13 protein-coding genes are annotated in these 15871 nt (G+C 73.0%); 9 read left to right on the top strand and 4 right to left on the bottom strand.

Translation table 11 applies throughout. The features are described from left to right. Window positions 1–2 precede the first annotated feature (2 nt). A complete protein-coding gene (locus tag miv_RS27465; RefSeq protein WP_244749094.1) occupies window positions 3–2231 on the bottom strand; it encodes a type VI secretion system Vgr family protein in 2229 nt (742 codons plus the stop codon). On the opposite strand from miv_RS27465, the gene miv_RS33530 reads away from it, so the two are divergent. Beyond that, a complete protein-coding gene (locus miv_RS33530) occupies window positions 2181–2441 on the top strand; it encodes a hypothetical protein (protein ID WP_244748739.1) in 261 nt (86 codons plus the stop codon). The genes miv_RS27465 and miv_RS33530 overlap by 51 nt on opposite strands. A gap of 38 nt (window positions 2442–2479) precedes the next feature. Here the strand turns inward: miv_RS33530 and miv_RS27460 are convergent, their stop codons facing one another. The 3 genes from miv_RS27460 to tssH all read right to left on the bottom strand — a co-directional run bounded on the left by miv_RS27460 (window position 2480) and on the right by tssH (window position 6781). Then, a complete protein-coding gene (locus tag miv_RS27460) occupies window positions 2480–3496 on the bottom strand; it encodes a LysM peptidoglycan-binding domain-containing protein (protein WP_207180079.1) in 1017 nt (338 codons plus the stop codon). Between the two features lie 106 nt (window positions 3497–3602). Further along, window positions 3603–4079 (bottom strand): Hcp family type VI secretion system effector, encoded by a 477-nt coding sequence (locus miv_RS27455; RefSeq protein ID WP_048428117.1) that lies wholly within the window; start codon window positions 4077–4079, stop codon window positions 3603–3605. 74 nt (window positions 4080–4153) lie between these two features. Then, the gene (tssH, locus tag miv_RS27450) at window positions 4154–6781 is read right to left on the bottom strand and encodes a type VI secretion system ATPase TssH (RefSeq protein WP_207180077.1); all 2628 of its coding nucleotides are present in this window, start codon (window positions 6779–6781) and stop codon (window positions 4154–4156) included. A 301-nt stretch (window positions 6782–7082) separates the two neighbouring features. Here tssH and tssA point away from each other — a divergent pair, with 301 nt between their 5' ends. The 8 genes from tssA to tssG all read left to right on the top strand — a co-directional run bounded on the left by tssA (window position 7083) and on the right by tssG (window position 15864). Continuing rightward, the gene (gene tssA / locus miv_RS27445) at window positions 7083–8156 is read left to right on the top strand and encodes a type VI secretion system protein TssA (RefSeq protein WP_207180075.1); all 1074 of its coding nucleotides are present in this window, start codon (window positions 7083–7085) and stop codon (window positions 8154–8156) included. Window positions 8157–8224: 68 nt separating this feature from the next. Beyond that, window positions 8225–8776 carry a type VI secretion system contractile sheath small subunit gene (gene tssB, locus miv_RS27440; protein ID WP_207180066.1) on the top strand — a complete coding sequence of 184 codons (552 nt, stop codon included), beginning with the start codon at window positions 8225–8227 and terminating at the stop codon, window positions 8774–8776. A 13-nt stretch (window positions 8777–8789) separates the two neighbouring features. Continuing rightward, window positions 8790–10283 carry a type VI secretion system contractile sheath large subunit gene (gene tssC / locus miv_RS27435; protein WP_207183653.1) on the top strand — a complete coding sequence of 498 codons (1494 nt, stop codon included), beginning with the start codon at window positions 8790–8792 and terminating at the stop codon, window positions 10281–10283. 6 nt (window positions 10284–10289) lie between these two features. Beyond that, on the top strand, window positions 10290–11690 hold the full coding sequence (tssC, locus tag miv_RS27430; RefSeq protein ID WP_207180065.1) for a type VI secretion system contractile sheath large subunit: 1401 nt from the start codon (window positions 10290–10292) through the stop codon (window positions 11688–11690). A gap of 30 nt (window positions 11691–11720) precedes the next feature. Continuing rightward, the gene (locus miv_RS27425) at window positions 11721–12521 is read left to right on the top strand and encodes a type VI secretion system accessory protein TagJ (RefSeq protein WP_207180060.1); all 801 of its coding nucleotides are present in this window, start codon (window positions 11721–11723) and stop codon (window positions 12519–12521) included. A 4-nt stretch (window positions 12522–12525) separates the two neighbouring features. Next, window positions 12526–13008 (top strand): type VI secretion system baseplate subunit TssE, encoded by a 483-nt coding sequence (tssE, locus tag miv_RS27420; protein ID WP_207180058.1) that lies wholly within the window; start codon window positions 12526–12528, stop codon window positions 13006–13008. A 13-nt stretch (window positions 13009–13021) separates the two neighbouring features. Continuing rightward, window positions 13022–14830 (top strand): type VI secretion system baseplate subunit TssF, encoded by a 1809-nt coding sequence (gene tssF / locus miv_RS27415; protein WP_207180055.1) that lies wholly within the window; start codon window positions 13022–13024, stop codon window positions 14828–14830. Then, complete coding sequence (tssG, locus tag miv_RS27410; protein ID WP_207180053.1) at window positions 14827–15864, top strand: type VI secretion system baseplate subunit TssG; 1038 nt, start codon at window positions 14827–14829, stop codon at window positions 15862–15864. The genes tssF and tssG overlap by 4 nt, the downstream gene beginning before the upstream one ends. The last annotated feature ends 7 nt before the right edge of the window (window positions 15865–15871 follow it).

Raw genomic sequence — 15871 nt, 5'->3', positions numbered from 1 at the left:
TATCAGCTCCGCACGAAGGGTGTGCCGGCCTGGGACATCCGACGCAGACACTGCCCCGACGACGACCCGCCCCCACCCTTGACCAGATCCGGCGTGTACAGAACCGGACCGGGACCCACCGTCAGCACCGCACCGCCGCCCTTCACCAGCGTGGTCTTCGGCGCCTCGATCGTCACCGTGCCGGACTTGTCCATCACGAACCGGCACGCACCGACCGTGATCGCGAACCGCTCGCCGACCTGGATCTCGAACATCCGACCCACGTCGATCATCTTGGTCTGCCCCACCTGCTCCTCGGACGCCTCGCCCACCAGCACCTGCTGGGTCCGGCCGACCTGCGTCTTGGCGCTCTCCCCCACGGACAGCGACCACGCCTTGCCGACCTGCGTGGCGAAGGCCGCGCCGACATGCGTCACCTTGGCCGAGCCGACCTGCTCGACCCGGGCGACCCCGATCGAGTCGGTCTTCAGGCTGCCCACCAGGGTGTTCATCATCCCCGGCAGCGAGAACAGACCGCCCGCCGCCTGGCCGAACCCGGCCCCCGCCGCCGCCAGGGCCACGCCCGCATCCGAACGCGGCGAGGGGCCGTTCCACACCCCCTGCTGCGCCTGCTGGCCGTCCTGCCCCAGCATCCCGATCACCGAGGCGGCGAGCTGCGGCGCCATCGCGGCAAGCCCCGCGAGGCCGCCGCCCTGGTCCATCGCCTGGCCCAGCAACCCCGCGGTCTGCCCGGCCATCCCCAGCAGCGGCCCCATCAGGGCGGCGGCCCCCGCCCCGGTGCCGCCGACCGTCAGATGCAGCGAGCCGCCGATCTCCTGGGTCTGGTTGACGCCGACCGTCAGTGCCTGGTTGCGGCCCACCACGTTGGCGTGATCGGCCCCCACCGAGTGAGTCTGGTTGTTCTCGATCTTGGTGGTGTGGTCCTTCTGCGCGTGGAAGAACATGTTCTCCGCACCCGTCGCATCCTCGAAGGTCATCTCGTTGAAGCCCTTCGACTTATACGAGTTCGAGCGCATCACCATACGGGTCTTGTGAGCCGGGAGGTCGTAGGGCACCGGGTTGTTCGGGTTGGGTGCGATCCCGATCACGATCGGCCGGTCGGGATCGCCCTCCTGGTAGGCCACCAGCGCCTCCATCCCGACCCGCGGGATCACCTGATGGCCCCAGGTCCGGCCGCCCCAGGACTGCGTCACCCGCACCCAGCCGGTATCCGTCCCGTCGCCCCGGGCCCGTCGATCCCACGGGAATTGCAGCTTGATTCTTCCGAACGCGTCGGTGTGGATCTCCTCGCCGGGAGGCCCCGCGATCAGGGCGATCTGCAAGCCGTCGATGCGGGGACGCGGCACCGTGCGGTGCGGCGTCGCCGGGCGGTTGGCCGGCAGCGTCGTGAAGGCGTTCTCGTAATGCGGTGTGCCCGCGCCCGACTCGTAGGTCGGATCCTCGGCCCGGTGCAGGATCTGCGTCACCACCTGCGCCGGGTAGACGTGGCGCGGATGCGCCACCTCGTAGGGGGTGAAGCGCGATCCCGCCGCGAGCGTGCGCACGCTGGAGCGGCCCTCGACGCGGTCGAAGCCGGTCTCGGTCGCCTGCATCCGCAGCCGCGTCGCCCGCTCGCCCGCTTCGCGGGTCAGCGCCCTTGCCGGATACTCGTAGAGTTCGTAAGCCGTATTCTCGGGAACGCGGTCGATCGACGGCGTATCGGAAGCAAGATCGAGATTTGGCGTCAAGAACTCGTAATCGTTTCCAGATCGTTTTCCCGGCGTAAACGAGAGTTGCCGGCGCCAATCGTGGATGTGCTCGGCATCCGACGAGCCGAAGGCCAGACGAATGCGGGTGTCTTGGCTTCCATCATAGGCCGAGGGATGGTCGCCGACGGCGAGCGTATGCTTGCCGCGCTCATGGCGAAACCAGTAGAACAGCCCTTCTTCTTGGAGACGACGCAGCAGGTACGCGAGATCGGTCTCGTTCCACTGCACGACGTAGTCGCGCTTCGGCGGCGGGCGGGTGATCCCGGCGAGAGTGTAGTTGCGGATGCGGTGCTCGGCGCAGAGCGTCTCCAGCACCTCCAGCGTCGACTGGGTGAGGAAGATGCGGCAGTCGCTGCGCTGGCTCATCAGCCACAGCCGCGGGCGCAAGGTCAGCGCGTACTGACGCGCGCCCCTGGTGACGATCGGCCCCTCGTGCAGCTCGGTGACGAGCCCGTTCCAGACCCGTTGCGAGCGGTCGGCCAGCGTGAGGCTGAGATCGGCGGTGGTGCCGACAATCTCGTCGGGGCGGATCTCCTCGCGTTACGCCCGGACGCGGGCCTGGAGGGTGAAGAGGCGGTTAAGGCCCTCCTCGACCTCGAGGCGCTCGAGCAGGAGAACGTCCTCGCCGAGGACGGTGTCGATTGCCATCAGGCGCCCGGTTTGGGTGTACATCATCGTAAGGCGCTCCCCTGATCGCTCCCTCGACGGCCCTCTCGCCCTCGCCCGCCCGCTCAGCCGCCGATCTGGACCGGCGTCCACGACGAGGCCGTCGCCGCGATCGGATCGATCTCGTGCCCGCCTTGCGCCGCCAGGGTCGTGGCCGCGTCGGCGAGCCCGTTGCCCGCCGTCACCGCCGTCTCGGACAGGGTCGCGCCGAGGATCGCCACCGAGGGGTCCGGCACGCCGTCGAGCCAGAGCCAGCCGTCCTGCCCGTCGGTGGCGGCGCCCTGCTCGCCCGCGAGGGCGACCTGCGCCACCACGCCGTGCGTCAGGTAGGCGTGGCCGGCGATGCGGCCGGCGAGATCGGGCAGCGCGAGCCGCGCGGTCCAGGCCGGCGCCCCCCGGCCGGTCGTGCCGCGGGCGAGCGCGCCCTCCGGCGGCGGCGCGCCGGCATTGAGCGCCAGAGGCGTCTGCAGGCGCAGGCGCGCACGGCCCGGATTCCAGCCGAGCCGGGTCTGCGGCGCGGCCAGCAGCCGGCCGAGCAGCATCGCCGACAGGCTGCGCGCCTGGCCCTCGGCGCTGCGGTTGCTGTAGCGCAGGAGCGGCACCCGGCCGGTCTTCTGCAGCAGGACGAGGCCCGAGAGCGTGAGCGTCGCGGTGCCGGACGCGCCCCGCAGCGCCAGCCGGACGCCGTCGAGGTCGAAGGCGTGGGCGAAGTCGTTGACGAAGGTCTCGGCGGCCGGGTTCGGCGCGAGGCCGCCGGTCGTCAGCGTCGCGCCCGCATGGGCGCCGCGGATGCCGCCGGTGAGCCCGCCGCCGCCGAGGCCAGAGGCCGGGGCCCCGCCCTTGGTCGCCGCGCTCGCCGGCGCCCGGCGCTGGGTCGCGCGCGCCTCGGCCGGCGGCAGGAAGATCGCCTGCCCGGGGCTGAGCCGCCCCGGATCGGTGATCGGCCGCTCGGTCAGGGCGACGATGTCGGGCCGGTTGTTGTAGGCGTAGAGATCGGGCCAGCGCACCGGATCGCCGTAATGCGCTTCGGCGACGCTCCAGAGCGTGTCGCCGGCCTTGAGCACGTAGCGGACGGGCTTCATCGATTCCTCCGGACAGGCGGGCGCGCCCGCCGGGCGGCGCGGCCGCGGTGAGGGCGGGAGGCGCGCGCCGCGCCTCCCGCTTGCCGTTCTTGAGAGGATGTCGGCGTCAGGACGCCCGGGCCGTCGCCAGGTCGTAGGAGGCGATCATCGGCGACTGCGATGCGTTCTGGTTGTCGGACGGCGTGTACTTCACATCCATCTTGGTGAAGTTCAGCGTCACCGTCTCGAGCGGCCGGTCGCCGGTGGTGCCGATCGTGTAGCCGGCGATCAGGGTGTTGTGCAGGGTGAACTCGATGTAGGTGTCGCCCGGATTGCCGGTGGTGACGAGGTGGATCACCGCCGTCTTGCCGTTGCGGCCCGAGCAGGCCTCCTGGAACAGCTTGGTGGTCGAGGAATCGCTGACCTTGGTCAGCGTGACCTCGCTCACCGTCGGCTCGGAGGCCTCGCGGTTGGCGGCCGAGCCCGCGAAGGTGTTCATGTTGCGGGTGACGTTCCAGTGCAGGGACTCGATGTCCATCCAGCGCCGGTGCGACTCGTGAGTGGCGTCACCCTGGATTCCGTCGATCTGCAGGTAAATCGGCATGGCGGTGTGATCCCTGTCGTCTCGTGTGGTGGATGCGGGCGGCCTCCGGCCCGTGCGAGATCGCCGGATGCGCCTCAGGAGGCGTCCGGCGGGGGTGCGACCGGGGGCGACGCGGCCCCGGCGGTTGCTTCGGCGGCGGGTGCGGCCGCGAAGCGGCCGTCCCGCGTGACGGTGAAGGCGACCGGCGGCACCGCAGCCCCGTCGAGGGCGCGGGCCAGGACCAGGTCGGAAAGGGCGGGCAGCACCTCGCGGGTCAGCGTCCCGTCGATCGCCCGCGCACCGATATCGGCGGCGAGGCAGCGGGCGACGAGAGCGTCCTCGACCGCCGGGTCCCAGGTGAGGTCGGCCCCGTGGGCCGCGTCCATGCGCGCGCGCACCCGCTCGAGCTGGAGCCGGGCGATGCGGGCCAGGACCTCGGGCGAGAGCGGCCGGTAGGGCACGATCGTCACCCGGCCGAGGAAGGCCGGCTTGAAGTGGCGCAGGAGTTCCGGACGGATCGCCTCGACCAGGGCCTCGCCCTCCGGCATCGTCTCCGGGTCGGCACCGAGCGCCGCCAGGGTGTCGGAGCCGGCATTGGCGGTGAGCAGGATCGTGGTGTTGCGAAAGTCGACGTCCCGGCCCTCGCCGTCGCGCAAGCTGCCCTTGTCGAAGACTTGGTAGAAGACGTCCTGGACGCTCGGATGCGCCTTCTCGACCTCGTCGAGGAGCAGGATGCCGTAGGGTCGTCGCCGCACCGCCTCGGTCAGCACGCCGCCCTCGCCGAAGCCGACATAGCCCGGGGGAGCGCCGACGAGGGAGGAGACTTTGTGCTCCTCCTTGAACTCCGACATGTTGACGACCGTCAGGCTCGCCTCGCCGCCGTGCAGCGCTTCGGCCAGCGCCAGGGCGGTCTCGGTCTTGCCGACCCCCGAGGTCCCGACCATCAGGAAGACGCCCGGGGGCTTGCGCGGGTCGGCGAGGCCGGCGCCCGCGGTGCGGATCGCCGCCGCGATCGTGGCGAGGGCCTCGTCCTGCCCGGTGACCCTCGTGCGCAGACGTTCCTCGAGGTCACGCGCCGCCCGGGCGGTGTCGCGGACCAGGCGCCCGACCGGGATGCCGGTCCAGCGGGCGATCACCGCGGCGACCGCCGCGCGGTCGACCTCCGGGTGGACGAGCGCCGCCTCGCCCTGGAGCCGTGCGAGTTCGCCCCGCAGGACCGCCAGCCGCTCGCGGGCCTCCGGCCGCGCCGGCTCCCCGGACGAGGCGAGGGCATCGATCTCGGCGATCAGCCCCCGCTCGTGGCCGAGCCGGTCGCGCAGGGCCGACAGGCGCTCCTCCGTCGCGGCGAGCCGCGCGTCGAGATCGGCGAGGCGGCCCGGATCGGTCCCCGCCTCGCGGGCGAGGGCGGCGCGCTCCGCCGCGAGACCGGCAGCCTCCGCCCGCAGATCCTCGACGGCGGCCGGCTCGGCCTGGCGACCGATGGCGACGGCGGCCGCCGCGGTGTCGAGGACGCTCACCGCCTTGTCGGGCAATTGCCGGGCCGGCAGGTAGCGGGCCGAGAGCCGTACCGCCTCGACCACCGCCTCGTCGCGGATGACGACGCCGTGATGGGCCTCGAGCGCCGGGACCAGCCCGCGCAGCATCCGGGCGCCCGTCGCCTCGTCGGGCTCGGCCACCGTCACGACCTGGAAGCGGCGGGTGAGCGCCGGGTCGCGCTCGATGTGGCGCTTGTACTCGGACCAGGTGGTGGCGGCGATCGCCCGCAGCTCGCCCCGGGCCAGGGCCGGCTTGAGGAGGTTGGCCGCGTCGCTCCCCCCGGCCTGGTTGCCGGCGCCGATCAGGGTATGGGCCTCGTCGATGAACAGGATCACCGGCACCGAGGCCGTGCGGCAGGCGGCGATCACCGCGGTCAGCCGCCGTTCGAACTCCCCCTTCACCCCGGCGCCGGCCTGGAGCAGGCCGAGGTCGAGGGCGCGCAGGGTGGCGTTGCGCAGGGGCTCGGGCACGCGGCCCTCGGCGATGCGCAGGGCCAGGGCCTCGACCACCGCGGTCTTGCCGACCCCGGCCTCGCCGGTGAGGATCGGGTTGTTCTGGCGCCGGCGCAGCAGGACATCGATCACCTGGCGCAGCTCGGTCTCGCGGCCGATGACGGGATCGATCCGTCCGGCCCGCGCCTCGGCGGTCAGGTCGCGGGTGTAGCGCTCGACCTCCGGGTCGGGGGCGCCCCCCGGTACCGCGGCCTCGCCCGGGGCGGCAGGGGCCGGCGCCGGCACCTCGGCCGCCTGGACCGCGAGCGCGGCGGGATCGAGGCGCAGCGACGGGGCGGCCTCGCGCAGGGCCGCCCGCAAGGCCGTCGACGAGGTGAGCGCGAGGGCGAGGTCGACGGCGGCGACGGCGTCGCGGCCGAACCGGAGCGAGGCGGTGAGCCACGCCTCCTCGATCCAGCCCAGGGTACCGCGCGACAGGGAGGGCGCCGCGGCCGCGCCGGTCCGCATCCGGTCGAGGGCGCCGGTCAGTTCGGCCCGGACGCTCTCCGGCGGGCTGCCGGCCGACCGCAGGAGGGCGCCGAGCGGCTCCCCCTCCTCGGTCAGGGCGAGCAGCCAGTGCTCGACCTCGACGGTGCCGTGCTCGCGGGCGACCGCGAGGCCCACGGCCCGCTCGAGTGCCCGGCGCAGGCCCGGATCGAGACGGCCCACGACCACGTGCAGGTCGAAGGTCGGCATGCGCGGTGTCCCTCCATGAGACAGGCCCCTGAGACGAGGCGTCATCGATACGGTGCGGGTGACGCTGATGTTATATGCATACGATCGGGCGTGAAAACCCCATCGCGAGAAATTCATGCGTTTAGGCGGCTTCTCTCTGGCAGCGCTCTCACCTTTCCGGAATAGTTAGTTCTTATGGACTTTGGAACGGCTCGCGGTTTTCCGCGATATGGAAGGATGGCCAAAAAAATCGGATCGACGTCTTCACCATGCAGGACAGCCGCACTAGCTTCCCCGGCGAAACGCTTCGGACGGACCGCCTATGCCGCTCGATCTCGACGACATGCTGAAGCGCGTCCGGGATGACGATCCCGTCGGGCCCGATATGCGGTCCGACATCTCGGGCAGCTCGACGTATCTGCAGCTGAAGGACGCCCGCTCGCAGGCCCGCGCCGCCGAGCGCGCCGCCGAAGCGGCCGGCGAGCCGACGGCGGTGCCGGCGGCCTGGGCCACCGTGCGCGACCTCGCCGGGGAGCTGCTCGCCCGCAGCAAGGACCTGGAGGTCGCCGCCTGGCTGATCGAGGCTCTGGCGCGGCTCGACGGCTTTGCCGGGCTCGCCTTCGGCTTCGCGCTGGTCGACGGCCTGATCGACCGCTACTGGCCCGATCTCCACTCGGTCGACGAGGACGACGCCGAGGGCCGGCTCACCCCGCTCGCCGGCCTCAACGGGATCGGCGGCGACGGCGTGCTGATCCAGCCGATCCGGATGATCCCGCTGGTGCCGGGCCACCCCTACGGCACCCACGCGCTCTGGCACGCGCGGAGCGGCGGACGCGGCGCCGGCCAGTACGGCCAGGACTTCATGGAGGCGCGGGCGGCGACGGCCTCGGACGTCCTGCGGGCCCATGCCGAGACGGCGCGGACGGCGCACGCGGCGTTCCTGCGGATGAGTGCGACGCTCGACGCATTCTGCGGCACCGATGCGCCGCCGCTCGCCAACATCCGGGCGGTGCTCGAGGAGGTGCTGGACGTCTATCGCGGCCTGCTCGGCACGGCCTGGGCCCAGCCTCCGGGTCACCCAGCGCCGCAGCCGGGCCCGGCCACCGACGCCCCCTCCCCCCTGCCGGCCCCGGCCGGATCGAGGCAGGCCGTGCCCATCGGGCCCCGCGCCATCGCGAGCCGCGACCAGGCTTTCGACGAACTCCTGACGATCGCCGCCTACTTCCGGCAGACCGAGCCCCACTCGCCGATTTCCTACGCCCTGGAGACGGTCGTCCGGCGCGGCCGGATGACCCTGCTGGACCTCCTCGGCGAGCTGATCCCCGAGGCCGAGGGGCGCGAGCGCTTCCTGCGTCAGGCCGGGATCGAGGCGGGCGGCGAGGGCCGCGCGCCGTGACCGCCCGGCCCGTGACCGCCGCCGGAACCCGGCTCCGACATCCCGTCCAACCCTGCTGAGGTGCCACCATGGCCAGCATTCACGAGAAGCTCGAGCGGGTGCGCAAGCCCCGGGTCCATATCAAGTACGAGGTCGAGACCGAGGGCGCCCTGATCGAGAAGGAGCTGCCCTTCGTGGTCGGCGTGCTCGGCGACTTCACCGGCGATCCGAGCCGGCCGCTCAAGCCGTTCCGGGAGCGCAAGTTCATCCAGATCGACCGGGACAACTTCGACGAGGTGATGGCCCGGATGGCGCCCGGCCTGAACCTCGTCGTCGACAACACCCTGGCCGACGACGGCACGCAGATGCCGGTGCGCCTGCATTTCGACCGCCTCGACGACTTCGAGCCGGCCGCGATCGTCCGGCAGGTGCCGGCGCTCGCCACGCTGCTCGAGACCCGCGATGCGCTGCGCGACCTGATGACCAAGGCCGACCGCTCGGAGGATCTCGAGCTCCTGCTCGAGCGGATCCTGCAGGACAACGGCCAGCTCCGCCGCCTCGTCGACGAACTCGAGAGGACGGCCGCGGCCGGCCCGATCCCGCCCACCAAGCCCGCCCCGACCTCCGACGGAGCCGCCTGAGATGTCGACACCCATGGACACCGCACGCCCGGAGACGGCGCATCCCGCCGCGGCCACGACCGTCGCGCCCGGCCCCAGCCTGCTCGATTCCGCCATCGCGGCGACGAAGCAGACCGCCCCCGACCGCACCGAGGCGCTGCTGCGGACCCTGACGCAGAGCGCGCTGGAAGGCACCGTCAGCTTCGAGCGCAACCTCACGGTGACGATCAACCGGGCGATCGCCGAGATCGACGCCCGGATCTCGCGCCAGCTCGCCGCGATCATGCACCGGCCCGAATTCCTGAAGCTCGAAGGCTCGTGGCGCGGCCTCAACTACCTCGTCCACAACAGCGAGACCTCGGTCAACCTGAAGATCCGGGTGCTCAACGTCTCGAAGCGCGAGCTGGCCAAGGACCTGCTCAAGGCGGCCGAGTTCGACCAGAGCCAGATCTTCAAGTCGATCTACGAGAGCGAGTTCGGCACGCCGGGCGGCGAGCCCTACGGGGCGCTGATCGGCGACTACGAGTTCTCGAACCACTTCGAGGACGTGGAGATGCTGCAGGGGCTGTCGGGGGTGGCGAGCGCCGCCTTCGCGCCGCTCATCGCCGCGGCGAGCCCGCAACTCTTCGGGTTCGAGGATTTCCGCGATCTCGCCCGGCCGCGCGACCTGGAGAAGATCTTCGACACGGTCGAGTACGCCAAGTGGCGGGCTTTTCGCGAGTCGCCGGATTCGCGCTTCGTCACCCTGACGATGCCGCGGGTGCTCGCCCGCCTGCCCTACGGCCGCGACACCCGGATGGTCGACGAGTTCGACTTCCAGGAGGCGCCGGGCGGGCCCGGCGATCGCCTCGCCATGGATCACGGCCATTACTGCTGGTCGAACGCCGCCTACGTGCTCGGCGCCCGTCTCACCGACGCCTTCGCCAAGACCAACTGGGCCACGGCGATCCGCGGCGCCGAGAGCGGCGGCAAGGTCGAGGCCCTGCCGATGCACGTCTTCCAGAGCGACGACGGCGACCTCGACCTGAAATGCCCGACCGAGGTCGGCATCACCGACCGGCGCGATTCGGAGCTCGGCAAGCTCGGCTTCCTGCCGCTCTGCCACTACAAGAACACCGACTACGCGGTGTTCTTCGGTGCGCAGACCACCCACAAGCCGGAAAAGTACGACCGGCCCGAGGCGACCTCGAACGCCGCGATCTCCTCGCGTCTGCCCTACATCATGGCGACCGCCCGCTTCGCGCATTACCTGAAGGTGATCGGCCGCGACAAGATCGGCTCCTTCATGGAGGCCGATGATTGCGAGAAATGGCTGAACCGCTGGATCGGCAACTACGTCAATGCCAACGACGAGGCCGGAGCGGAGATGAAGGCGCGCTATCCCCTGCGCGAGGCACGGGTCGAGGTGCAGGAGATCCCGGGCCGGCCGGGCTCCTACAACGCGGTGGCCTGGATGCGGCCCTGGCTGCAGATGGAGGAGCTGACCACCTCGCTGCGCATGGTCGCCCGCATCCCGCGCCAGGGCTGACCCGGGATGGCCCCGGCAGAATGCGCGGCGGACCAGGCCAGCGCCGCCGCGCGGCGGCGCGCCGACCGGCTGATCGCCCTCATCGACCGGAGCCTCAACCGGGCGGTCAACGCGATCCTGCACCATCCGGGCTTCCAGGCCCTGGAGGCACGCTGGCGGGGCCTGTCCTACCTCGTCGGCGCGGCGCAGGGCGGCGGCCGGGCAGGCGCGCAGGGGAGCGGGCCGCTCATAGTCAAGGTGCTGGCGGTGTCCTGGCGCGAGCTCGCCCGCGACTTCGAGCGGGCGGTCGATTTCGACCAGAGCCACCTGTTCGAGCTGGTCTATGCCCGGGAATTCGGCATGCCGGGCGGCGAGCCGTTCGGGCTCCTGCTCGGCGATTACGCGGTCGGCCACCGGGTCGACCCGGCGGCGCGCACCGACGACGTGGCCACCCTCCAGGGCGTCGCCGGGGTGGCGGCGGCGGCCTTCGCGCCGTTCCTCGCGGGCCTCAAGCCCGCCGCCCTCGCCCTCGACGGCTTCGCCGACCTCGACGGCCTGCCGAACCTCGCGGCGGTCTTCGACGGGCCGGATTTCGTGCGCTGGAAGAGCCTGCGCGAGACCGAGGATTGCCGCTTCGTCGGCCTTCTCGCCCCGCGGGTGCTGATGCGCACGCCCCACCGGGCTCATCACCGCCCCCGGGTCGACGGCTTCCCGTTCGAGGAGGAGGTGCGGGCGGACGGGGCGGCCCTGCTCTGGGGAAGCCCGGTCTACGCCTTCGCCCGGGTGGTGTTGCGGGCCTTCGAGGCCTCGGGCTGGTTCGCCGACCTGCGCGGCGTGCCCCAGGACCAGGAGGGCGGCGGCCTCGTGGCCGACCTGCCGACCCTGAGCTTCTCGACCGACCGGCCGGGCCTGGCGGCGCAGCCCCCGGTCGAGATCCGCCTCACCGCGGCGCAGGAGCGGCAGCTCGCCGACCACGGCATCATCCCGGTCGGCCACGTGCCGTTCACGGCGGCTTTGGTCTTCAACGCCAACCCCTCGCTGCACCGGCCGGCCCGCGCCGCGGGGCTCGCCGCGGAGGAGAACGCCCGGCTCGCCGCGATGCTGCAATACGTGCTCTGCGCCTCGCGCTTCGCCCACACCCTGAAGGTGATGATGCGCGACCAGGTCGGCCGCCTCGGCGGCGCGCCGGCGGTGGAGCGGCTGATCGTCGACTGGCTTGCCCGCTACCGCCTCGGCAGCGACAGCGCCGAGGCCGAGCTGAAGGCCCGCTACCCCCTGCGCGACGGCGGCGTCGAGGTCCGCGAGATCCCCGGGCGCCCCGGCGTGCTCGGCTGCACCCTGCGCCTCCAGCCGCATTTCCAGCTCGACGACGTGGCGGCGAGCTTCCAGCTCGTCGCCGAGGTCACCACCACCCAGGGCGCCGCCTGAGGCGGCACCTGCCTGCATCCGGAGGTCAGCATGACGGTCCTCGACACCCCCGCCCTCGCCGACCTCCTGGCGGAGGGCCGCCTCGACGAGGCGGTGGCGGCCGCCGGCCGGGGCGTGAAGGCGCGGCCGGGCGACGCCGCCGCCCGGGTGACGCTGGCCGAGCTGCTGATCCTCCAGGGCGCCCTCGACCGGGCCGAGGCGCAGCTGCAGGTCGCCGCCGAGCAGGCGCCCGCGGAGGCGCCGGCCCTCGCGATCCTGCGCCACCTGCTGCGCGGGGCGGTCGCCCGCGTCGCCTGGTACGAGACCGGAGCGGTGCCGGACTTCGTCGACGGGCCGACCCCGCGCCAGGCGGAGGCGATGCGCCTCGCCCTCGCGGTACGGGCCGGCGACGCCGAGGCGGCGGGGACCGCCCGCGCGGCCCTCGAGGCGATGCCGCCGGTCCGCGCGCGGGTCGACGACGGGGCGGCGCAGGAGGTGCGGGATGCCTGCGACCTGTCCCAGGCCGGGTTCGAGGCGCTGACGCTCGCCGGGCGCTATCTCTGGCTCGCGCCGGAGCGGATCGAGAGCCTCGCCTTCTCAGCCCCGAAGCGCCCGCGCGACCTGCTGTGGCGCCGCGCCGAGGCGCGGCTGCGCGACGGGCGCGAGGCGACCTTCCTGGTGCTTGCCCAGTACCACGACCCGGCGGCGAGCGAAGCCGAGCGGCTCGCCCGCGAGACCGCCTGGATCGCCGCGCCCGGCGGGGTGGTGCGCGGGCGCGGCCAGCGGGTCTGGCTCGTCGGCGACGAGGCGCGCGACCTGCTGACGATCGCGCGCATCGCCGTCGAGGCGTGAGGCGATGCGCCTCCAGCCCTCCCTCCTCGACCGCCTGATCGACGACGAACCGCAGCGCGTCGTCGACCCGCCGCGCTCCCGCGCGGACGAGCTGCGCCGGGTGCGCGAAGGCTTCCGCCGCGACCTCGAAGCCCTGCTCAACACCCGCCGCCTGCCGACCAGCCCGCCGGCCGGCCTCGACTTGGTGCGCGCGGCGCTGCCGCATTACGGCGTCGAGGATTTCGTCGGCGCGCCCCTCGCCACGCCCGAGCAGCGCGCCGACCTCGCCCAGGCCCTCGAGACCACGATCCAGGCCTTCGAGCCGCGCTTCCGCGCCGTGACGGTGACGGTGCTCAAGGGCCGCGACCCGCTGGAACGCCTCCTGCGCATCCGCATCGAGGCGGCGGTTCACCTGAGCGCCGACCAAGCCCCCGAACCCGTCACCTTCGAAACCGCCCTCGACCCGGCGATCCGCAGCTTCTCGGTGGAAGCACGCGGCGATGCATGATCAGGGAGTGCCCGTGAACGACCGCCTCTACGGCTTCTACGATTCCGAGCTCGAGGCCCTGCGCGGGCTCGGCGGGCAGTTCGCCCGAGCGCATCCGAAGATCGCCGGGCGGCTGCGGCTGTCGCCGGACGCGGTCGACGATCCGCACGTCGCGCGGCTGATCGAGAGCGTCGCCTTCATCGCCGCGCGGCTGCGGCTCAAGCTCGACGACGACTTTCCCGAGATCGCCGAGTCGCTGCTCGAATTCCTCTATCCGCACTACCTCGCGCCGATCCCCGCGCTCGCGGTCGCGCAGGTCGATTTCCCGCCCGACCTCAAGCAGGCGATCGTCCTGCCGCGGGGCACGAACGTCGAGACCGACCCGGTCGAGGGCGACATCTGCCGCTTCCGCACCACCCAGGAGGTCTCGCTGTGGCCGGTGCGGGTCACCGCCGCCGCGCTCACCGGGCGGCCGCTCGTCGCGCCGCCCTGCCCGCATGTCGAGGCGCCGGCGAGCATGCGCCTCGTCCTCGAGACCCTCGACCCGGGCGTCACCTTCACGGATCTCGGCCTCGATTCCCTGCGGTTCTACCTGCGCGCGCCCTGGCGCCAGGCGGTGGCGCTCTACCGGCTCCTCCTCACCGAATGCCTGGAGGTCGCCATCGCCGACCACCCGGAGGACCGCTCCGCCACCTTCCTCGGCCGCGACGCGATCCGGGCCGTGGGCTTCTCGCCCGAGGAGGCGGTGCTGCCGCCCGCACCCCGGGCGCACCCGGCCTACCGGCTCCTCACCGAGTTCTTCGCCTATCCCCAAAAGTTCCTGTTTCTCGACCTGACGCGGATCTCCGCCCGCACGCTGCGGCAGGCGGGCAACCGGCTCGAGATCTTCGTCTATCTCTCGCGCCACCCCGCGGAGCTGGAGCGGGCCTGCGCGCCGGGCACCTTCGCGCTCGCCTGCACGCCGCTCGTCAACCTGTTCTCCCAGCCCGCCGAGCCGCTGACCCTGACCCACGCGGCGCGGGAATACCCGATCGTGCCGGATTCGCGCCGCCACGCCACCCGGGAGGTCTACGCGGTCGAGCGGGTCACCCTGACCGACCGGGGCGGCCAGAGCCGGGACGCCGTGCCGCTCTTCGGCCGCGCGCTCACCGGGGCCGACGAGGCGGGCGCGCTGTTCTGGCAGCTGCGCCGGCGCCACCTGCCCGAGGGCGGCGAGGGGACGGATGCGCGCCTCGCCCTCGTCGACGCCGAGGCCTCGCCCGCCTCGCCGACCGACGCGGTGCTGTCCATCGACACCACCTGTCTCAACCGCGACCTGCCGGCCCGCCTGCCCTATGGCGGCGACCAGCCGGTGCTGAAGGTCCTGCGCGGCCCGGGCGAGGTCGGTCGGCTGCGGGCGCTCACGCCCTTCACCCCGACGCTGCGGCTCGAACCCGGCGACGGACTGCTGTGGCGGCTCGTCTCCCACCTCACCCTCAACCACCTGTCGCTGTCGAACACCGAGGGCGGGCCCGAGGCGCTGCGCGAAATCCTGCGGCTCTACGATTACCGCGACGCGCCCGAGACCCGCAGCCTGATCGACGCGATCGTCTCGGTCACCCACCGGCGCGCCACCGCCCGGGTGGCGGAGGGCGGCCTCGCCCGCGGGCTCGACATCGAGGTCGAGATCGACCGCCGCTTCGCCGATCCCGGCGCCGCCTTCCTGCTCGGCCAGGTGCTCGACCGGTTCTTCGGCCTCTACGTCAACCTCAACAGCTTCACCCGGCTCACCCTGCGCGAGCGCGGGGCGGCGGTGCCGATCAAGACCTGGGCGCCGCGCTCGGGCGGAAGGCCGCTCGCATGAGCGCCGCCGGCGAGACGCGGACCCTCGGCGAGCGGCTGGACGCCGAGATCGACCGGTTCGACCCGTTCGTGGCCCTGCGCCTGATCGAGGCGTTCCGCCCGCCGGCGACGGGGCGCGACGGCGGGACCGGCGAGGAGACGGAGTCCGAGACCGCGCTCGCGGTCGGGGCGGTGACGAACCGCCACGTCGCCACCCCGCTCGCCGCTCCGGGCACCTTCGGGCTCGACCGGCGCGGCCTGCCCGAGGCCGCCTTCGTGGGGCTCGTCGGGCCGCTCGGGCCGCTGCCGCCGGTCTATACCGAGGTGGCCCTGCGCGAGCGGCGCGCCCGCAGCCCGGGACTGTCGGCCTTCCTCGACCTGGTCCTCGCCCGGGCGAGCGCGGCCTTCCTCGACGCCGACGAGAAGTATCGGCTGCCGGCCCGGATCGCCCGGCACGGGGTGGATGGCGGCGACCGGATCACCGAGGTCCTGCGCGGCCTCGCCGGGCTGATGCTGCCGGCCCACCGCGACCGCCTCGCCACGCCGGATTCCGAGCTCCTGCCCTATGCCGGGCTCCTCGGCCGCGCGGTGCGCTCCGCCGCCGGGCTCGAGGTGCTGCTCGCCGACCGGCTCGGCCTCGCGGTGCGGGTCGAGCCGTTCCGGGTCCGGCGCCTGCCGATCGCGCCCGAGGAGCAGACGCGGCTTGCGGGGCCCGCCCCGGCCTATGGCCGCCTCGGGGTCGATGCGGTGGCGGGCGCGGGCGTCCTCGACGCGACGAGCACCTTCCGGGTGGTGATCGGCCCGGTCGACGCCGCGGCCTTCGCCGCCCTCGCGCCGGGCGGCGTCCGGATGGCCGAACTCGTCGAGTTGGTGCGTCTCTACATGGATCCCGGCCTCGACTTCGACGTGCAGGTGATCCTGCGCAAGGAGGACGTGCCGGAAGCCCAGCTCGGCACCCGCGCGCCGGCCCTCGGCTGGAACGCCTGGCTGCGCCAGCTGCCGGCGGAGCGCGACGCCGACCAGTCGGTCTTCGATCCCATGCGGGGCGCGCCCTGAGGCCGCG

Source organism: Methylobacterium indicum (assembly GCF_017347565.1).
GTDB lineage: Bacteria > Pseudomonadota > Alphaproteobacteria > Rhizobiales > Beijerinckiaceae > Methylobacterium > Methylobacterium indicum.
This window is presented reverse-complemented; position numbering and strand designations above follow the sequence as displayed.